This window comes from Gordonia otitidis NBRC 100426 (assembly GCF_000248075.1).
Lineage (GTDB): Bacteria > Actinomycetota > Actinomycetes > Mycobacteriales > Mycobacteriaceae > Gordonia > Gordonia otitidis.
The window spans coordinates 16,253-34,760 of record NZ_BAFB01000169.1; the positions used below are offsets into that span (position 1 = coordinate 16,253).

17 protein-coding genes are annotated in these 18,508 nt (G+C 64.5%); 12 read left to right on the forward strand and 5 right to left on the reverse strand.

The window, feature by feature from the left end; translation table 11 throughout:
* Positions 1 to 1,437 (reverse strand): C4-dicarboxylate transporter DctA, encoded by a 1,437-nt coding sequence (gene dctA, locus GOOTI_RS16380; protein ID WP_039994238.1) that lies wholly within the window; start codon positions 1,435 to 1,437, stop codon positions 1 to 3.
* Positions 1,438 to 1,602: 165 nt separating this feature from the next.
* On the opposite strand from dctA, the gene GOOTI_RS16385 reads away from it, so the two are divergent.
* The 6 genes from GOOTI_RS16385 (at position 1,603) to GOOTI_RS16410 (ending at position 8,221) form a co-directional block, all read left to right on the forward strand.
* On the forward strand, positions 1,603 to 2,289 hold the full coding sequence (locus GOOTI_RS16385; RefSeq protein WP_007239731.1) for a response regulator transcription factor: 687 nt from the start codon (positions 1,603 to 1,605) through the stop codon (positions 2,287 to 2,289).
* Entirely contained in the window at positions 2,289 to 3,779 is a 1,491-nt protein-coding gene (locus GOOTI_RS16390; protein ID WP_007239732.1) for a sensor histidine kinase, read from the forward strand. Before GOOTI_RS16385 ends, GOOTI_RS16390 begins: the two co-directional genes overlap by 1 nt.
* Positions 3,780 to 3,994: 215 nt before the next feature.
* Positions 3,995 to 5,365, forward strand: coding sequence for a S1C family serine protease (locus GOOTI_RS16395; RefSeq protein ID WP_007239733.1), 1,371 nt, complete (start codon positions 3,995 to 3,997; stop codon positions 5,363 to 5,365).
* 98 nt (positions 5,366 to 5,463) lie between these two features.
* Positions 5,464 to 6,117 (forward strand): MogA/MoaB family molybdenum cofactor biosynthesis protein, encoded by a 654-nt coding sequence (locus GOOTI_RS16400; RefSeq protein ID WP_007239734.1) that lies wholly within the window; start codon positions 5,464 to 5,466, stop codon positions 6,115 to 6,117.
* Between the two features lie 688 nt (positions 6,118 to 6,805).
* On the forward strand, positions 6,806 to 7,453 hold the full coding sequence (locus tag GOOTI_RS16405) for an MspA family porin (protein WP_007239735.1): 648 nt from the start codon (positions 6,806 to 6,808) through the stop codon (positions 7,451 to 7,453).
* A 75-nt stretch (positions 7,454 to 7,528) separates the two neighbouring features.
* Complete coding sequence (locus tag GOOTI_RS16410) at positions 7,529 to 8,221, forward strand: MspA family porin (RefSeq protein WP_039994239.1); 693 nt, start codon at positions 7,529 to 7,531, stop codon at positions 8,219 to 8,221.
* A 454-nt stretch (positions 8,222 to 8,675) separates the two neighbouring features.
* Here the strand turns inward: GOOTI_RS16410 and mscL are convergent, their stop codons facing one another.
* Both mscL and GOOTI_RS16425 read right to left on the reverse strand, forming a co-directional pair.
* The gene (mscL, locus tag GOOTI_RS16420; RefSeq protein ID WP_007239737.1) at positions 8,676 to 9,515 is read right to left on the reverse strand and encodes a large conductance mechanosensitive channel protein MscL; all 840 of its coding nucleotides are present in this window, start codon (positions 9,513 to 9,515) and stop codon (positions 8,676 to 8,678) included.
* A gap of 184 nt (positions 9,516 to 9,699) precedes the next feature.
* Complete coding sequence (locus tag GOOTI_RS16425) at positions 9,700 to 10,299, reverse strand: SAF domain-containing protein (protein ID WP_007239738.1); 600 nt, start codon at positions 10,297 to 10,299, stop codon at positions 9,700 to 9,702.
* A 304-nt stretch (positions 10,300 to 10,603) separates the two neighbouring features.
* Between GOOTI_RS16425 and nhaA the strand changes: the two genes are divergently transcribed.
* A complete protein-coding gene (gene nhaA / locus GOOTI_RS16430; RefSeq protein ID WP_039994243.1) occupies positions 10,604 to 11,962 on the forward strand; it encodes a Na+/H+ antiporter NhaA in 1,359 nt (452 codons plus the stop codon).
* Positions 11,963 to 11,975: 13 nt separating this feature from the next.
* Here nhaA and GOOTI_RS16435 read toward each other — a convergent pair whose 3' ends face one another.
* On the reverse strand, positions 11,976 to 13,520 hold the full coding sequence (locus GOOTI_RS16435) for an alanine/glycine:cation symporter family protein (protein ID WP_007239740.1): 1,545 nt from the start codon (positions 13,518 to 13,520) through the stop codon (positions 11,976 to 11,978).
* Between the two features lie 248 nt (positions 13,521 to 13,768).
* Here GOOTI_RS16435 and GOOTI_RS25275 point away from each other — a divergent pair, with 248 nt between their 5' ends.
* Positions 13,769 to 14,107: an FmdB family zinc ribbon protein gene (locus GOOTI_RS25275; protein WP_083835939.1), complete on the forward strand. Its 339-nt coding sequence runs from the start codon at positions 13,769 to 13,771 to the stop codon at positions 14,105 to 14,107.
* Between the two features lie 206 nt (positions 14,108 to 14,313).
* A complete protein-coding gene (locus GOOTI_RS16445; RefSeq protein WP_007239742.1) occupies positions 14,314 to 14,769 on the forward strand; it encodes a hypothetical protein in 456 nt (151 codons plus the stop codon).
* Between the two features lie 115 nt (positions 14,770 to 14,884).
* Here the strand turns inward: GOOTI_RS16445 and GOOTI_RS16450 are convergent, their stop codons facing one another.
* Positions 14,885 to 15,463, reverse strand: a complete 579-nt coding sequence (locus tag GOOTI_RS16450; RefSeq protein WP_007239743.1) for a 5-formyltetrahydrofolate cyclo-ligase — start codon at positions 15,461 to 15,463, stop codon at positions 14,885 to 14,887.
* A 158-nt stretch (positions 15,464 to 15,621) separates the two neighbouring features.
* On the opposite strand from GOOTI_RS16450, the gene GOOTI_RS16455 reads away from it, so the two are divergent.
* The 3 genes from GOOTI_RS16455 to GOOTI_RS16465 form a co-directional block, all read left to right on the forward strand.
* Entirely contained in the window at positions 15,622 to 16,578 is a 957-nt protein-coding gene (locus GOOTI_RS16455; protein ID WP_039994241.1) for a UTP--glucose-1-phosphate uridylyltransferase, read from the forward strand.
* A gap of 117 nt (positions 16,579 to 16,695) precedes the next feature.
* The gene (glp, locus tag GOOTI_RS16460; RefSeq protein ID WP_007239745.1) at positions 16,696 to 18,009 is read left to right on the forward strand and encodes a molybdotransferase-like divisome protein Glp; all 1,314 of its coding nucleotides are present in this window, start codon (positions 16,696 to 16,698) and stop codon (positions 18,007 to 18,009) included.
* 75 nt (positions 18,010 to 18,084) lie between these two features.
* On the forward strand, positions 18,085 to 18,508 hold a 424-nt coding region (locus GOOTI_RS16465), incomplete at its 3' end, for a GNAT family N-acetyltransferase (protein ID WP_138985300.1).

Consider the following 18,508-nt stretch of genomic DNA (forward strand, 5'->3'; position numbering starts at 1 on the left):
TCAGTCGGCCTGTTTCGCGGCGTCGAGTTGCTTTGTCTCGGATTCGACGGTGTGCAGACCGAGTCCCTCTTCTTCGGGGAGCAGTTCGCGCTCGCCGGTCATCGGATTGGTCTCCTCGAGTGGTGGCACAGGCTGACCGTCGAGGACGAGTTTCATTCTCTCCTTGTCGAGTTCACCCTCCCAAGCGGCAACGACGAACGTGGCCACGCAGTTTCCGATGAGGTTGACCGAGACGCGCATCGAGTCCATGATTCGGTCGGCGCCGAGCAGTAGGGCAACGGCCGCAACGGGAATCGAGCCGTGTCCGATCGCCGAGACCGTTGCCGACAACGCCAGGAACGACGAACCCGGCACTCCGGCCATGCCTTTCGACGTCAACATCAGGACGAGCATGGCGGTCAACTGTTCTCCGAGACTCAGGTGCACGCCCATCGCCTGCGAGAGGAACAGCACGCAGATCGACAGGTAGAGCGTCGCGCCGTCGAGATTGAAGGAATAACCGGTCGGGACGACGAGGCCGGTGGTCGACCTCGAGCAGCCCGCGTAGGTCAGCTTGGTCATGATCCGGGGGAGCACCACCTCCGTCGAGGCGGTGCCGAGCGCCACGAACAGTTCGTCCTTGATGTAGACGATGAACTTCCACAGATTGACCCCGGCGAAGATCCGTACGATCCCCGCGAGCACCAGGATGAACAGCACCGCGGCGAGGTAGCAGCACGCGATGAGTTTGCCGTAGCTGCCCAGCGACGAAATGCCGTACTGGCCGATGATGTAGGCCATCGCGCCGAACGCACCGAGTGGGGCGAGCTTCATGATCCAGCCGATCATGGTGAAGAAGACGTGGCTCGACTGGTCGACGAACCCCAGCACGATGGGCGCTTTGCTGCCGATCTTGGCCAATGCGAGACCGAAGAGCACGGCGAAGAACAGTACCTGGAGCAACTCGTTCTCGGCGAACGCAGAGATTGCCGACGTCGGGATGATGTTCATCAGGAACTCGACGGTGTGGGGGAGTTCGCCGTTGCTGGTCTTCTCCGCGACCGCCTCGGCACCCGTCGCGAGTGTCTGAGGGTTGATGTCGAAACCGGCGCCCGGCTTGACGAGGTTGCCGATCACCAGGCCGAAGATCAGCGCGAACGTCGTCACGGCCTCGAAGTAGATGAGTGCCTTGATCCCGATGCGGCCGACGGCCTTCATGTCGCCGACGTGCGCGATGCCCAGCACCACGGTGCAGAAGATGATGGGTGCGATCAGCATCTTGATGAGCTTGATGAAGCCGTCGGCTAGCGGTTTGAGGCCGGAGCCGAAGTCGGGCCACACAGCGCCGATCACGATGCCCGCAATGATGGCCACGATCAGCCACGTGAACATCGACTTGTACCAGGGTGTCTTGGTGCGCTCGGCGGGAGCGTCGGGGAGTGCTATGTCTGTCGTCACCGCGCAAGTGTCGGACAAGTCGGATTCGTCGTTGTGAGCCAACTGTTGCGCCTTGGTAAACGTTTGCGATCTGCATGCGCGAATTCAACGGACCCGCGTCACGATGTTGCGGGATTCCGCGCGTTGCTCAGCGGTCTCTCAGTCGAAGTGGATAAGACTGTCTACATGCGCATTCTTGTTGTCGACGACGACCGCGCGGTTCGCGAGTCGCTGCGCCGGTCGCTCACGTTCAACGGCTACACCGTCGACACCGCGGGTGACGGCATCGAAGCGCTGGAGAAGATCGTGGCCGAGCGCCCGGACGTCGCGATTCTCGATGTCATGATGCCTCGGCTCGACGGACTTGAGGTGTGCCGTCGACTGCGTTCCACCGGCGACGACCTGCCCATCCTGGTGCTCACCGCCCGGGACACCGTTTCCGAGAGGGTCTCGGGTCTCGACGCGGGCGCCGACGACTACCTGCCCAAGCCATTCGCACTCGAAGAACTGCTCGCACGCCTGCGTGCACTGCTACGGCGTGCCGCCCCCGAGGATGACGCCGATTCGGAGGCATTGACCTTCGCCGATCTGTCGCTCGATCCGGTGACCCGTGACGTCTCACGCGGCGAACGACAGATCAGCCTGACGCGGACCGAGTTCGCGCTCCTCGAGATGCTGATGGCGAACCCGCGTCGCGTGCTCTCCCGCAGTCGAATCCTCGAGGAGGTGTGGGGCTACGACTTCCCGACGTCGGGCAACGCGCTCGAGGTCTACGTCGGATATCTGCGGCGCAAGACCGAGGCCGACGGCGAATCGCGGTTGATCCACACCGTCCGGGGCGTCGGCTATGTGTTGCGAGAGACGCCGCCGTAGTGCCATCCGTGCTTCGTCTGCGCCTCGCCCGGCTCTGGCTGAGAGTGCGACCGAAGGGCGGGGCAGGCGAGATGCGCGACCCGATGCCCCTGACCAGGTTGGTCTCACTGCGTCTGCGCGTCACTCTGCTCTCGGCGACGGTCGTGTTGGTTTCCGTGGGTCTGATGGCGGGGGCAGCGTATTTCGTGGTGTACCGCGCCATGTACAACGAGGTCGACAATCAGCTCGAGAGCCGTGCCGACGGCATGACCGCGCTCGCGAAGATGGGCACGCTCAACGACCGTCCCGAGGCGTTGGTCGCGGGAACGGTCTTCTCGACCAACATCTCTCTCGCCCTGGTGAAGCCGAGCGGACAGACGTATCTCGTGGGATCGGTGCCCTTCGAAGATGTCGAGCGCAAGATCGCGCGCTCACCGTCGAATCCGGGTAACAACCTGCAGAGCCTGCGGACCGTCAACAACCAGCGGGTTCTCGCGCGCAAGCTCGACGACGGCAACACGCTGATCCTGGCGCAGAGTCTGTTGCACACCGATCGGGTGCTGAAACGGCTCGCATGGGTGTTGTTCGTCGTCGGATGTGGCGGCGTCGCGCTCGCGGCGGTGGCGGGAACGACGGTGGCGCGTGCCGGACTTCGACCCGTCGCTCGGTTGACCCGTGCGACAGAGCGTGTTGCACGTACCCAGGACCTCACCCCGATGCCGGTCGCCGGCAACGACGAATTGGCCCGTCTCACCGAGAGTTTCAACACCATGTTGCGCGCGTTGGCGCAGTCTCGTGACCAACAGGCCCGCCTGGTTGCCGACGCCGGTCACGAATTGCGTACTCCGCTCACCTCATTGCGGACCAACCTCGAATTGCTGATGGCAGCAAGCGAACCCGGCGCACCGGCGGTCCCCGCAGCCGACATGATCGAACTCCGCTCGGACGTCATGGCGCAGATCGAGGAGTTGTCCACGTTGGTGGGCGATCTCGTCGACCTCGCGCGTGAGGACACCCCCGAGGTGGTCTTCGAGGAGGTCGACCTCGACGAGCTCGTCGAAACAGCTCTCGAACGCGTACGCCGACGCCGTGTCGACGTCGAGTTCGAGGTGCATCTCGAGCCGTGGTTCGTGTTCGGGGAGCAGCACGGGCTGTCGCGGGCCGTGGTCAACGTGCTCGACAACGCCGCGAAGTGGAGTCCGCGCGGGCGCTCGGTGCTTGTGACACTGAGACAACTCGACGCCGGCACCGCCGAGTTCTCGGTCTCCGACGCCGGTCCCGGAATCCCACCCGAGGATCGCGAATTGGTGTTCGAGCGCTTCTATCGGTCGACTCAGTCGCGGTCGATGCCCGGATCGGGCCTCGGCCTGGCGATCGTGCGGCAGGTCGTCGACCGGATGGGTGGAACGGTCAGCGCCGACCAGTCCAGCCTCGGCGGTGCGATGATCACGATGACGCTGCCCGGACGACCGACACCGGTGGAACCTTCACCACGCGTGGTTCGTCAATAGTTCCGAGGCATGTGAGTTCCGAGGCATGTGCACCGCAGTGAGGTTTCGGGGCACGGGTTTCGCGGCGACACTTCGGGCCTATCGCCCGCTCACGCGGATGGTGAGTCCCATAGGGTTGAGCCACATGGAGTGCGCGTCGGACGAGATGTGGAGTCCGAGGTGAGAACGGTCGACAGGCGTGATGGCCTGCACAAGACAAGGGAAGAAACACGACGATGACAGGTGGAGGCCCGCACGGGGGGAATCCGTACGGAAACGACCCGCAGACAAGCGGATTCCCCGCGTACGGATCGGGTCGCGGCGACGGCGGGCAGCAACCCGGGTACGGTGCTCGACCGACTCAGCCTTATTACGGGCCTCCCGCAGGTCAGCAGGCGTGGGGCGCGACCGGCACGACGGACAGTGGGCGGCCTCATGGCGGATTCGACCAGGGACCCGGCGGGTCTGACCACGGGTCGGGTACCGCTGCGCAGCAGAAGAAGTCCCGCGGTGGGCTGATCGCCGCGCTCGTCGCTGGTGCTCTCGTGGTCGGCCTCGTCGCCGGCGCGATCGGTGGAATCGTCGGCGCGAAGACCACCGACGACTCGTCGTCGAGCAGTGCGCTACCGCTCGGCGGTGATCCGAACACCGGCAGCGGCAACAACGAACCGGCAGCGCCCGCCGGCTCCATCCAGGAGGTCGCCGCCAAGACCCTTCCGTCCGTGGTGTCGATCGATGTCATCAGTGGATCGGAGGCGGGGGAGGGCTCCGGCGTCGTCCTCAGTGACGACGGCGTCATCATGACCAACAACCACGTCGTCGCGGGAACCTCCGGCAACGCACGGGGATCGCAGATCCAGGTGAACTTCCAGGACGGTTCACGCGCGGCGGCACGTCTGGTCGGTGCGGATTCGATCTCCGACATCGCGGTGATCAAGGTCGACAAGCGCGGGCTCACCCCGATCAACGTCGGAACGTCGAAGAATTTGGCCGTCGGTCAGTCCGTCATCGCGATCGGAGCGCCGCTCGGCCTGCAGGGCACGGTGACCACCGGCATCATCAGCGCATTGAACCGGCCGGTGTCGACGTCTCGCGAAGGCGGCACGACGTCGGTGATCGACGCCATCCAGACCGACGCCGCGATCAACCCCGGCAACTCGGGTGGCGCTCTGGTCAATGCGCGAGGGGCATTGATCGGCATCAACACGGCGATCGCGTCGCTCGGCGCCTCGGAACAGCAGCAGAGCGGCAGCATCGGGTTAGGCTTCGCGATCCCGATCGACCAGGCCATCAGGGTCGCCAATGAACTGCAGAAGACGGGCAAGGCGTCGCATGCGAGTCTCGGTGTCCAGGTGCGCCCCAACAGCCCCGCGGAGACGCCGGGAGCCGTGGTATCCGACGTCACGGCGGGCGGTCCGGCCGCGCAGGCGGGTATCCCCAAGAACGCGATCGTGACAAAACTCGACGACCGCAACATCGCCTCGGGCGACGCGCTGGTCGCGGCGGTGCGTTCACACGCGCCGGGCGAGAAGGTCACGGTCACCTACGTGGCGAACGGCCAGACGCGAACCGCATCGGTGACGCTGGGAACCCTCACGACCAACTGATCGACCCGAGTGGATCGACAACCGACTCATCATCGAGGCCCCGGATCTGAGACCATGAGCACGGGGCGAGAACAGGCGAGAACGAGAAAGAGGCGAGCATGATCGAATCAAGCCGCAGTCCGCAAGGCTCCACCCTCACCGACGATGCGTCGAGCGTGATCGATCCCATCGCGTTGGAGCCTTCCGAGGTCGATCCCGCCGATGTGGTCGCCGCCGACGCCGCCGCACGCGAATTCGTCGCTCGCCACATCGGCGAGGCAGCACAGGCTTCGGGCGACGAGATCGGCCGGGCGTTGGTGGTCGTTGTCGACGACCAGATCGCTCATGGCGAGGTCGCCGATTCACTCGGCCCGTTGGTGGGCGAGCTCCTCAACGAGGCAGGTTTCCACGTTGACGCGACGCTTGCGGTGTCCGGCGACGAGATCGAGATCCGCAATGCACTCAACACGGCGGTCATCGGTGGCGTCGACCTCGTCGTTTCCGTTGGTGGCGTCGGTGTCGGCGCTCGTGACGTGACCCCCGAAGCCACCGAGCCGCTGCTCGACCGACGGCTGCGTGGCATCGAGGAGGCTGTCCGCAGCTCCGGTCTCGCCGCCGGAGCAACCGACGGCGGCCTGTCTCGCGGACTCGCGGGCATCTCCGGGCAGACGCTGGTGGTCAACATCGCCGAATCGCGCGCAGCCGTACGCGACGGAATGGCAACTGTGGCACCGCTTGCGAAGCACGTGATCGAGTCGATCAGCGAATTCTGAGACGCCAACCGCGCGTATCTATCACCAAATGCAGCTCAACGCATGAGTTGGATTCACGCGCTGTTCACCAGAAATTCGCCGAACGTCCTTCTATCCTGATGAGACGAGATTCCTGATATGTCGCGTGACGACGAAAATCGCGCAACCGGAGCTGGTGTCCGACGGAAATCGAGACTTCGCCGTCGGATAGACGACGTTTTCGGTGACGATCTTCCTGAGACCACATCCGACGAGAGTGGCGAAGGTCACAGCACGACTTCTCAGGAGTGGTATCGCGCCCAGCGGCCACCGCATTACGAGTGAGCTGCGTCTTCCCAGGCCGACGGCCCAGCGTGTTTTCCTTCCGTTAACAGTAATTCTGTTAATAGCGTGAACTCCGGCTGCGGAATCGTGTAAGAGTTTGTTGAGATCCAGCTGAGCGTTGCTGTTGCTCGTTTTGATATAGCTCGGATAACGTTCGCTGCGACAACACTCGGTCCCCTGGGCGACCGGGAGCGTGGTCCTGCGGTCTGGCGTATGTCGGGCGGCAGCAGTGGAACGAGGGGGCTGGGAGATTAACGTTCCGGTGAGCATGACGAAACGCCGTGTTAACCGGAGCGGACGATGATTCCCGCGAGCCGCCAAGGTCAACCCGAGGGAACGAGTTCGTCTCCCTCGGATAACAGCCGAATCCTGTGAGAGGGAACGAATGAGCAAGTTCAGCAAGCTTGGGCGCCGCGGAGCTGCTGCGGTCGCCGTCGCCGCTGCCGCGGTGATTGGCGCAACCAGCATGGGGGCGGGGCACGCGGAGGCGCAGAAGCTCGCCGACGGGTACAAGAAGGTCACCGGATTCAACGGTGAGCAGGTTGAGATGTGGCGCAAGAACGAGTCCGGCGGTCCCGTCGGGACGGTTGCGAACAACCCGCTCTCACGAGGTGTGAGTCTGTCCGGCACGTACACCGCGAAGGGTTCGAGCGGTGTCGGAGGAACGTTGCACCTCGGCTACATCATCGGTTGCCAGGTCGACATCAGCGGCATCTCGCTAGGTCTCTCCAGCGGCTTCGACCTGACGACAGCTGCGCTGAGCGGTGCGTTCTCGTTGTCTCTCCCGATCAAGCCCGGTCAGGTGGCTTTCGTTTCCGACGTCTACGACACCGACCTTTCGGACAAGGGCGTTGCTGCACTGCAGGTCTCCAACTACCAGGTCGAGCTGCCGCGTTGCGGTGGCTACGCAGCGGCTCGGTCGGTTGTCCAGGTTCTCGCGGCCAAGGGATACGACGCCAAGGATGGCACCCTGAACGCCGACGGCACCGTCATGCAGTCCACTCTCTACGGCCAGCCCTTCAACGTCAGTTGAGCGGCAGCAGGTAACCAGTAACAACTCTGAGATTTATCTGCTCGCATGCAGATCGACATTCCACGAAGGGGAATCATGAAGAAGAGCTTCACACGCGGCTTGACTGCTGCGGCTGCGCTCACGGGCGCCGCGGTGATGGGTCTGAGCGGCCTGGGTGTGGGCGACGCCCACGCCAACGGAAAGGTGACCAAGGTGCTGGTCGACGGCACTCCCGTCACCATCGAAGTCACGGGCGAGCACGTCGACATCCAGCGGCCGACCAACTTGAGCCCGGTCAGCCGCGAGGCTTGGGGTTCGGGCAAGGTCAAGGTCACCGTCGGCGGCAAGGCTAAGGGCGGCTCCGTCAAGGTCGGATACGAGGTCGGTTGCCAGGTCAATTTCGGTGGCGAACTCGGTGTCGGTGATCCCGGCGCTGGAATTTCTGTTGCTCCGGATACTTCCGGGGGCCTCACGCCGACCACCTCGGGCACACTGCCTGCCCCTTCGGCGACCGCAACCCTCGGGCCTGGCGGAGTGACTCAGGTGTGGTTGATCGGCAACATGGGTATCACGTCGAGCAACATCAGCAACACGCAGGATTCGAACTACGCGGTGAGCGGCTACACCTTCAGCGGCAATACAGGCAGCTTCGCGTACAGCCAGGAAGGCTTCCGCGTGAACAACTGTGCCGGTTACGCTGCTGCGCGCACCATCGTGCAGGTGTCTGTCAAGACTGATTCGGTCAAGGGCATCGTGAACTACACCGGCAAGCAGTTCAGCCTCGGCTGATCGCGCTCGTCGCGCACAACTGAACACACACGCCTCGGGGCGGGAACCAATTGGGTTCCCGCCCCGAGGTCGTTGCTATGTGGGCTGAGATGCCCGCCGGCCGTCGGCCTACCGGTTCAGCTCCCGAAGAACGGGAACGGGAACCAGGGACGGGGCCGAGGGCGCGGCTGGGGCTGCGGCCGACCGTGGTTGGTCTGGCCCGGTCGCTGGTTGCCGTGAGGTTGAGGCATCGTTGCTTCCTCCATTGTGTTGTTGTGCAATTCAGTCGACGTCTTCCCGATCGGAGTCGGCGCCAACGGATTTCAACGTAGGAACGAAACCTTGGGGCCCGGTGGGCGAATCGCTGTCAAGCGGCTGGACGTCGTCGCCGCGACGAGTGCGCAATCCCGCAACAAGCAGAACCGGCCACACCCGAGACGGGTGTGGCCGGTTCTGATCGTTGTATAACCCGCTGTCAGCGTGAGTGACGTCCCGAGTCGGGCGGGTAGTCGCCGGGGAACTGCGACCCCGGCGGGGGGTAACTGCTCGGCGGGTAGTTGCCGGGCGGCGGGTAGTTACCGGGTGCGGGGTTCGGGGTGGGATAGCCCGGCTGCGATGCTCCCGACTGTCCGGGCGGATACGTCGGCGGATTCTGCTGCGGCTGCCCTGAGGGGCTCTGATACGACGGGGGATTGCCGTACGTCGAGGGGGCCTCGTAGGGGGCCTGAGAAGCCGGTGGTGGCGTTGTCAGGCGCTGGGTCGGCTGTGCGGTGTCGGACGACGCGGATGAGGACGAAGGGGATGTGGACGCGGACGAATGCGTGTCGGGTGATCCCTGGTCGCCGGAACCCGATGATCCGGCGTCGCCGCCTCCCGACTCGCTCAGGTGATCGGGCAGGTTCTTCTCCGCATCGGCCTTGGCCTTCGATGCGCCGTCGGGATCCATGAGGTCGCGGATCTCGGTGAGGAGTGCAACCTCGGTGACCTCGGCCTTCTTGCCGAAGCCGCCCAGCTCGGCGAGCTTGTTGTACGGCAAGATGATGATGAAGTAGACGACTGCTGCGATGATCAAGAAGTTGATGACCGCGGTGAGGACTCCGCCAAGATTGACGAACGTCGACGACTTCCCGCTGACCAGTTCGAATCCGAGGCCGTCGGCCTCGTTCGGGCTCCACGGAATGGTGTTGATGATCGGCTTGATGATTCCGTCGGTGAACGCCGTGACGATGGCGGTGAAGGCAGTGCCGATGATGACGGCCGTGGACAGATCGACCACGTTGCCCTTCATGATGAAATCCCTGAAACCCTTGAGCACTTTCCGTTCCTCTCATCGGTCGGGTGGGGACGTGCCTGGTGAGGTGCGACGGAATCTGCTCAGTGGTGCACAGTCCGTTCTTTGTGATGTTAATGGAGTCAGCCTGTGACGTTGCGGAACCGAACGATGTTGTGTCCCGAGCAACTACCGTTCATCCCGCTCGCTCTGATGCAGAAAGCGCAGTTCAGTGCACTATTACAGCGAGTGCGACGTCGAGGCCCGCTGCCGCGACGCGCAGTGCTGATTTCTGGTCCATCGCGAGGACGACAGGCGCCGACGCCTGATTTCGCGCAGCCAGACCGCTCGACGTCGGCCGCTCGGTCCCCAGTGCGACGACGGCGCGCCTGGCGAGTACTTCCGCCTCTGGGCCGATCACGTCGACGACGTCGCCCGCACGCAACAGCGCCGACACGGCGTCGTCGGAGAGTCGCACCGGCACGAGGCGTGCATCGGCGGAACCGGTCAGTTGCTGGGGCAGGCGTGGCGACAGGAGTCGGGCGTCGGTCAGGATCTCACCGGCCCTGACCAGACCGGTCACCGTTCGACCCGACCCGTCCCGCGACATTCGTAGTGCCCCGGACGGAACGATCCCCGCGACCACCCGACGGGCGACCAGGTCACCCGCCGTCAGTTCCGTACCGGGCAACAGGTCGTGCGATGCGACCATCACCGACTCGGTGTTCTGTTCGGCGCCCCCGAACGCGGCCACGCCGAGGGCGGCAGCGACGAGTAGTCCCGCAGCGGATCGTCGAATCAGAACCGACCGCGCCCAGCCCGGGCGCATGGCGGCTCCCACACGGTCGACGAGACGCGGACTCAGACGGTCTCGCACTCGACGTTCAGGGCGGGTCCGATCTCCACGCGCTGGTCTCATGGGCGAAATGTAGTCGCCTCCGGGCACGTGTGACCGAGCCCTCGATGAGGTTGTGGACAACCACTCCACCGCGCACAAACGGTGGATAACGTCGTGTTCCGTTAGAATGGACAACGGTGTGCCGGGAAGTCTGGTCGGCGATCCGGATCACGATCCGGATGCACAATCGACCCCTCTCGGCCTCGCTGCCGGGACAGCCCGACAGGATCACCGCATGCCAGAGCATTCTTCCGAGGGACACATCTCGGGGAGCGACGCGTCGCTCGACGCATCCCTCGATACGTCTGCCCCCGAGTCCACCACGTCGACGGGGACACCGGATCGGACAGGACCGCCAGGCTGGCGCCGGCACAATGGTCGGGAACGCTTTCGTCGAGTCCTCTCACTCGACACCACGAGCGGCGCGCTTCTCCTGATCAGCGCAGCACTGGCCGTCATCATCGCCAATTCGCCCTGGCGGGAGGGCTACCACAGTTTTCTGGCCTACGAGATAGGCCCGGAGTCGCTGCACCTCCATCTCTCGCTCAGTGAATGGGCCGCCGACGGCCTGCTCGCGATCTTCTTCTTCGTCGTCGGTGTCGAATTGAAGCAGGAGTTCGTCGCCGGAAGCCTTCGTGACATCCGGCTGGCAGGTGTGCCGATCGTCGCTGCCGTGGCCGGAATGATCACGCCGGCACTCTGTTACGTGGCGGTGGTCGGCGCACTGGATCCAGAAGCCTTGCGTGGCTGGGCGATTCCCACCGCCACCGACATCGCCTTCGCGCTCGCCGTCCTCGCGATCTTCGGGCGGGGACTCCCGCTGGCGCTACGCACCTTCCTGCTCACTCTCGCAGTCGTCGACGATCTCCTCGGAATCACGGTGATCGCAGTCTTTTACACCGAATCCATCAACTTCGTCATGCTCGGCTGCGCCCTGCTGGCGATCATCGCCTTCGGCGTCGTGGTCCGGCTATCCCGCTCCTATCGGTGGCTGCTCTTGCCACTGGCTGTCGTTGCGTGGGCGTGCATGCACGCGTCCGGAGTGCACGCCACCGTCGCCGGTGTGCTGCTCGGGCTTGTCGTACCTGCACTCACGATTCGGGGTGAGCGGCTCTCGCGCACCGAACTGCTCGACGAGACCGTGCGTCCGTGGTCTGCCGGAGTGGCTCTGCCGCTCTTCGCGTTCGCCGCGGCCGGTGTGTCGGTTGTCGGTGCGGACGAACCGTTGGTCCAACCGGTCTCCATCGGAATCGTGGTGGGGTTGTGCGTCGGCAAGATCGCCGGGGTGCTCGGCGCGACTGCGCTCATGACGCGTCTGACTCCACTTCGGTTACCCGATTCGATCGGACTGCGCGACCTCATCCCGGTGGGCATGCTCACCGGCATAGGCTTCACGGTCGCCCTACTGATCGCCGAACTCTCCTTCGGCGAGGCCGATCACGCCGCACCCGCCAAGGGCGCGATCCTCATCGGATCGGTCATCGCGGCGTGCGTCGCAGCGATCATGCTCCGCTGGAATGCGCGCAAGGCGCGTGACCCCGACATGAACCGCGACGGCGTCGTCGACACCGACCTCGACGTGATCGGCGGCTGAGCCCACGACGGTCTCAGACGTCGGCCTCGACGGGGCGTCGTTTCTCGACCGGCTCGTATTCCTCCCAGAACGTCGCTCCAGTGATGCCGAGTGCCACCGGGTCGAAGGTGGGGTCGATGCCACGCTTGCGCTGGTGCTCGTAGTCACGCAGCGCCTTGAACGCCGGCTGTTGCAGGATCAGGATGCCGATGATGTTGAGCCACGCCATGAGTCCGACGCCGATGTCGCCGAGCGTCCACGCCTCGGTGGCCGTCGAGACCGCACCGATCACCACGGAGACCAGGATCAGCACCTGCAGACAAATGGTGGCGTTCGATCCCACGGTGCTGCGCAGCGGCCGGACGTAGACGGTTGACGCGCGGCCCAGTAGGAACCGGAGATTCGTCTCGGCCATGTAGTAGTAGGCGATGATCGTCGTGACGCAGAAGAACAGCAGCGAGATCGCGACGAACGACGATCCGGCGCCGCTCCAGAGGGTGTCGAAGCCGGTCTGCACGAATGTCGGGCCCACCTCGGCGTCTGCCGGTAGGTTCCCACCTTCGGCGATCACCGCACCCGACTCCGACTCGCCCTCGAAAACTCGGTATGCACCAGTCGACAGGATGAGGAATCCGGTGGCGGAACAGACGAAAAGGGTGTCGATGTAGACCGCGAACGCCTGAACGAGTCCCTGCTTGGCGGGGTGCGACACCTCCGCGGCTGCTGCTGCGTGCGGACCGGTGCCCTGCCCGGCTTCGTTGGAGTACAGGCCGCGCTTGACACCCCACATGATCGCGGCGCCGACGATCGCACCGAAAGCGGCGTCGGCGCCGAAGGCGCTCGCGAAGACCGTGGAGATCACGTTCGGGACGACTGAGGCATTCATCGCCACGATCACGATCGCGACGATGATGTAGATGATCGCCATGAAGGGCACGACGATCGATGCGAAGTTCGCGATCCGCTTGACGCCACCGATGATCACCAGCGCGAGCACGATCACCGTCGCCACCGCGAAGACCCATTTCTCGATGCCCCAAGCGTTTTCAGCGGCGATGGCCATCGAGTTGGACTGCACGCTGGGAAGTAGCAGGCCGCACGCGAGAACGGTCACGGCGGCGAAGAGGAGCCCGTAGAGCTTGAAGACCGGCGCGGCCTTCGTGTGTGCGAAGGCTCGGCTGAGGTAATAGGCCGGTCCGCCGCGGTACTCACCGGTGAGGCGATCGCGGGTCTTGTAGATCTGAGCGAGGGTGCACTCGACGAACGACGTCGACGCTCCGAGGAACGCCACGAGCCACATCCAGAACAGTGCACCCGGCCCACCGAAGGCAATCGCGGTGGCGACACCGGCGATGTTGCCGGTGCCGACGCGTCCGGCGAGTGACATGGTGAGAGCCTGGAAGGACGAGACCCCATCCGGAGAGCTCTCCCCGTGGAACATGAGCTTCACCATGTCGGGTATTCGTCGCAGCTGGACGAGGCGCGACCGTATCGAGAAGTACACGCCTGCGCCAAGGCAGAGAAAGACGAGAGCGTTGCTCCAGACGTATCCGTTCACCGAGTCCAAGAAGTCGGTCATGGGTCCTTCCGGGTAGCGATACCTCGGAGGACATCGTTCGCCCGCCAAGGCTTTGGCAGACGTTTACCTTTCCATGGTTCTTCGTTTACTGCGCGGCGAACGGTCAACTGGCGTCCGGCGGTGGAGGTCGTCGACCTTTTGACCTCGGGCGATGGTTCACAGATCCGAAGTCTTGGCACTCGGAATGTACGAGTGCCAGAGTTGGTTAGAATCTATGGCGAATCACTTCACAGTCTTCGGAGGTACCGGTGCCCACCTACTCGTATGCGTGCACGGAGTGCGACAACAAGTTCGACATTGTTCAGTCGTTCTCCGATGACTCGCTGACCGAATGCCCGCAGTGCTCGGGCCGGCTACGCAAGCTGTTCAACTCGGTTGGCATCGTGTTCAAGGGCAGCGGCTTCTACCGCACGGATTCGCGCTCGGGTTCGTCGAGCTCTGAGTCGGCGTCGTCGAGCAGCAAGTCCGACAGCGGCTCGTCGTCGTCGGAGAGCTCGTCGTCCACGAGTTCCTCGTCGAGCGACAGCGGATCGAACGCGTCGTCGTCGAAGAGCGACTCGAAGAGCAGCGCGCCCGCCTCGGCCTGACGGCTTATCGCGACTCGGCATCGGCTCTGAGCGCATTCGGACAGCACCGTGTGGTCCGTTCGAAGGGTTATTTTGTCTCTTTCTTTTAACCCGATCGTTCGTGTTGCCTGCTCACCACTTTTTGCTACCGTAGGACCGGTTTGAAACCGATCCAGTGCCGCAGAAACAGTCATTCTGCGCTGGAACAGCATGAGGAGAAATCGGCAATGGCTTCAAAGATCACTCGACTTCGTATCGCAGGCGCCAGCGGCGCCCTGATCGGCGCCGGCGCGTTGGCCGTCGCGCTGGCCGCACCTGCCTCGGCGGCGGTGACCAGTGTCAGCGTCACGACGCCGTCGGGCTACAGTTCGTCGTCCGGCACATACGGCTACGGCTGCTCGTACACCGTGAGTGCTGAAGTGAGTTCTGACGACGTTGTCGTCTTCAGTGTGAGCGACGGTGGGAAGATTACGCCGGTCAACGGGGGGAAACCGGACGCCAAGACACACATCGCCACCGCAGTCTGGAAGCCGTCCGCGAAGGGCGAGGTGACGATTTCTGCCAGCCAGGGCGGCAGCCCTGCCAAGGAGGCCAAAGCCAACGTCGGCGGTCGGGGAATCCAGCTGCCCAATCTTCCGTTCCTGACCACGGCTGCGACCAACGGAACCTGCCTCGTGCTCTAGCACCTCCTCGTCGAAGTATCAATTAGTCACAAGAGGCGCCGCAGAGATTTCTGCGGCGCCTCTTGTGCGCTTGGAGATGGGACGTGTTCGACGACGGCCACTTCCGTGCGATATTTCAGCGCAATTCCCGGAAACCGCCTGCCGGAGTGAGTACCCACCCGACCGGAATGTCGTAATTTCCCGACGGAAGTGAATCGACGACCTCGTCGTCGTAGACGACCGCGACGAGCTCGGCGGAACTGCCGACCAGGGTGCGGTCGTAATACCCCGCTCCGCGGCCGAGTCGGACGCCGGTCTTGTCGACCGCCAGCGCGGGCAGCAACACCACCGCGGCTGCATGCACGGCTTCGACGCCGAGGCGCTCGCCGGTTGGTTCGAGAAGTCCCCAGCGTCCGGGCTGAAGTGTGGTCGCGCCGTCGTAGCGGACCCAGTCGAGTGGCGCAGGATCGCCGTCGGGGACGACCGGCACGAGTACGCTGACACCCCGATCGACCAGCGCATCGAGCATGGCGGGCGAACCGGGTTCGGACCCCACAGGAACGTAGGCGGCAACGGTGACGTCGTACTCGAGTCGAAAGGGCGCGGCGTAAATCCAGTCGGCTAGGTCCCCAGCCGCCTGCTCGCGTGCAAACGGCGACATCGAGCGGCGTCGGGCAGAGATCTCGTCACGCAACTTGTTCTTGAGCGTTGCCACCGCAGTCGTCGCCTTCCCAGAAGCCTGAGCGTTTCATTGTGATCTGACCCGCACTGTAGTGCCCGAAAGTGACGAATTGGTGGGCACATCGTCAGCCGGTCAGGTGATCCGCAACGTTTCGTGGGGACGTCGTCAGACTCCGACATTATGGTGTCCGTATGACGTCCAGCGTGAGCAAGTCGAGCACCGTCGAATTTACTGAGTACTCCTCGGTCCCGAATACCCCGCCGATCCCGCGTACTGCTGTGGTTCCCGCAGCAGGCCTCGGCACCCGGTTCCTGCCTGCGACCAAAACAGTGCCCAAGGAGTTGCTGCCCGTCGTCGACACCCCCGGCATCGAACTCGTCGCCGAGGAGGCGAAGTCCGCGGGCGCCGAGCGGTTGTTGATCATCACCTCGCCCGGCAAGGACGGCGTGGTGGCGCACTTCGTCGAGGACCTGGTCCTGGAGAACACACTGGCCACGCGCGGTAAGGCCGCGATGCTCGCCAAGGTGCGTAAGGCGCCGTCACTGTTGGAGGTGGCCTCGGTCATTCAGGAGAAGCCGCTGGGCCTCGGGCACGCGGTGGGGTGCGTCGAGCCCTACCTCGACGAGGACGAAGACGCCATCGCCGTCTTGCTGCCCGACGACCTCGTCCTGCCCGGCGGGGTGCTCGAGGTCATGGCGCGCACCCGGCAACGTCGAGGCGGATCGGTGCTCTGCGCGATCGAGGTGCCAGAAGACCGGATCAGTGCGTACGGCGTGTTCGACGTCGAGGAGCTTCCCGACGCCAACAACCCCAACGTGATGAAGCTCAAGGGCATGGTCGAGAAGCCCGATCCGAAGGATGCGCCGTCGAATCTCGCCGCGGCGGGCAGGTACATCCTCGACCGCAAGATCTTCGACGCCCTGCGTCGGATCAAGCCCGGCGCGGGCGGCGAGTTGCAGCTCACCGACGCCATCGCATTGCTGATCGAAGAGGGCGAGCCGGTGCACGTCGTCGTACACAAGGGCACCCGACATGATCTCGGCAACCCAGGTGGCTACCTCAAGGCAGCGGTCGATTTCGCGCTCGATCGCGACGATTACGGCCCCGACCTGCGTGAATGGCTGACGGAGCGGCTCACGAAGGACTGAAGCACTCGCCGGTGCGCACGTCGGTGTTGCGGCTCCTCCGCGCGCCTGCCACCTCTGGGTCGGCGCGCAGACTAACGTCATGAGCTGACGTATGTCGTTGCGAGGCAATGAGGTGAGATGCGGTCCGTCGAAGATCATCTGACGCTGGTGACCGCTGCAGCAGTCGCTCCGCGGCCGGTGCGAGTGGCCATCTCCGAGGCGCAGGGCCTGATGTGTGCGGAGGAGGTCGTCACCGAGCGACCGATGCCCGGTTTCGATCAGGCTGCCATCGACGGTTATGCGGTGCGAGCCGTCGACGTGGCACTGGCCGGTGTGCCTGCTCCCAGCGATCCGGACGAGTTCGAGGAGTTCGACGCCGGTGGTGCCGAGCTCGTCGACCCCGAGGCCGGTGAGCCGATGATCGTCTCGCTCCCGGTGGTCGGTGAGGTCGCGCCGGGTGCGCGCACTCCCACACGGCTTCAGCCGAGGCAGGCGGTGCGCGTCGAGACTGGTGCCCCGATGCCGACGCTGGCCGACGCCGTCGTGCCCCTGCGCTGGACAGACGGTGGCGAGCAGAAGGTCAAGGTCGGGCACGGCGTCGACAGCGGTGACTACGTTCGACGCATCGGTGACGACGTACAGCCGGGCGACGTCGCGGTCCGCGCAGGCTCGATCATCGGTCCGGCGCAGGTGGGACTGCTCGCCGCGGTGGGACAGTCGCGGGTGCTGGTTCATCCCAAGCCGCGACTGTCGGTGATCTCGGTCGGCAGTGAGCTCGTCGACATCGACCGCACGCCCGGTCCCGGCCAGATCTACGACGTCAACAGCTACGCCCTTGCCGCGGCGGCGCGTGACGCCGGTGCCGACGTGAACCGCGTCGGGTTGGCCGAACGTGAATCGTCTCGGCTGCGTGAAGTGGTTGAGGCGCAACTCATCCGGTCGGAGATCGTCGTGATCTGTGGAGCGGTGGGCGGAACGGCGTCGCGAGCCATCGCCGACGCGTTGGCCGACCTCGGCGACCTCGAGATCGTGCGAGTGGCCATGCATCCGGGGTCGGTCCAGGGCTTCGGGCGGCTCGGCCGCGACGAGGTCCCCACGTTTCTGCTGCCCGCCAATCCGGTCAGTGCGCTCGTGACGTTCGAGGTCATGGTTCGACCCTTGATCAGAATCGCGCTGGGCAAACGCCAGCCGATGCGACGCATCATCACGGCCAGGACGATCGGGCCGATCGCCTCCGTCGCAGGTCGCAAGGGATATCTCCGCGGGCAGTTGATGCGCGACGAGAAGTCGGGGGAGTACCTGGTGCAGGTACTCGGAGCGTCGCCGACGGGATCGTCGCATCTGCTGGCCGAACTCGCCGACGCGAACTGCCTGATCATCGTCGACCCCGACGTCGAAGAGCTCGGCACGGGTGACGAGGTGGAGGTCGCTTTCCTCGCTCAGCGGGGATGAGCAGACGCGAAGGCTCGATCAGCGCATGTGCGCGAGCAGGTCACGCGACAACGTTCACCGAATAGACTCGTCGACGTGTTCAGATGGTTGAGCGGTGTTCCGGCCAGTCCTGGGTGGCCGGCGACGTTGGGACCATTGGTTTCTCGCGGTGGCGCCGTGACGTTGCGTCCGGTGCGTGTGCGCGACGCCAAGAACTGGAGTGATCTCCGGATACGCAACCAGAACTCTCTGCTGCCCTGGGAGCCGACAGGTGTGGGGAGTTGGGCCGAGCGTCATCAGCCTGCGTCGTGGCCGCCGCTGTACGCGGTGCTCAAATCCGAGGCCAAGCGCGGCACCATCCTGCCGTTCGTCATCGAAGTCGACGGGCACTACGTCGGGCAGCTCACCGTGGGGAACATCCAGCGCGGCGCGGTGCGCACCGCATGGATCGGATACTGGATCGACCAGGACCACTTCGGGCAGGGAATCGCCACTGCCGCAGTCGCATTGGGGGTCGACC

Bases quoted from the DNA above. Each gene is read 5' to 3' on its own strand.
- GOOTI_RS16385 (WP_007239731.1), top strand. From the start codon at position 1,603: ATGCGCATTCTTGTTGTCGACGACGACCGCGCGGTTCGCGAGTCGCTG.
- GOOTI_RS16395 (WP_007239733.1), top strand. From the start codon at position 3,995: ATGACAGGTGGAGGCCCGCACGGGGGGAATCCGTACGGAAACGACCCG.
- GOOTI_RS16400 (WP_007239734.1), top strand. From the start codon at position 5,464: ATGATCGAATCAAGCCGCAGTCCGCAAGGCTCCACCCTCACCGACGAT.
- GOOTI_RS16405 (WP_007239735.1), top strand. From the start codon at position 6,806: ATGAGCAAGTTCAGCAAGCTTGGGCGCCGCGGAGCTGCTGCGGTCGCC.
- GOOTI_RS16410 (WP_039994239.1), top strand. From the start codon at position 7,529: ATGAAGAAGAGCTTCACACGCGGCTTGACTGCTGCGGCTGCGCTCACG.
- GOOTI_RS16425 (WP_007239738.1), bottom strand. From the start codon at position 10,299: ATGCGCCCGGGCTGGGCGCGGTCGGTTCTGATTCGACGATCCGCTGCG.
- nhaA (WP_039994243.1), top strand. From the start codon at position 10,604: ATGCCAGAGCATTCTTCCGAGGGACACATCTCGGGGAGCGACGCGTCG.
- GOOTI_RS16435 (WP_007239740.1), bottom strand. From the start codon at position 13,520: ATGACCGACTTCTTGGACTCGGTGAACGGATACGTCTGGAGCAACGCT.
- GOOTI_RS16445 (WP_007239742.1), top strand. From the start codon at position 14,314: ATGGCTTCAAAGATCACTCGACTTCGTATCGCAGGCGCCAGCGGCGCC.
- GOOTI_RS16455 (WP_039994241.1), top strand. From the start codon at position 15,622: ATGACGTCCAGCGTGAGCAAGTCGAGCACCGTCGAATTTACTGAGTAC.
- glp (WP_007239745.1), top strand. From the start codon at position 16,696: ATGCGGTCCGTCGAAGATCATCTGACGCTGGTGACCGCTGCAGCAGTC.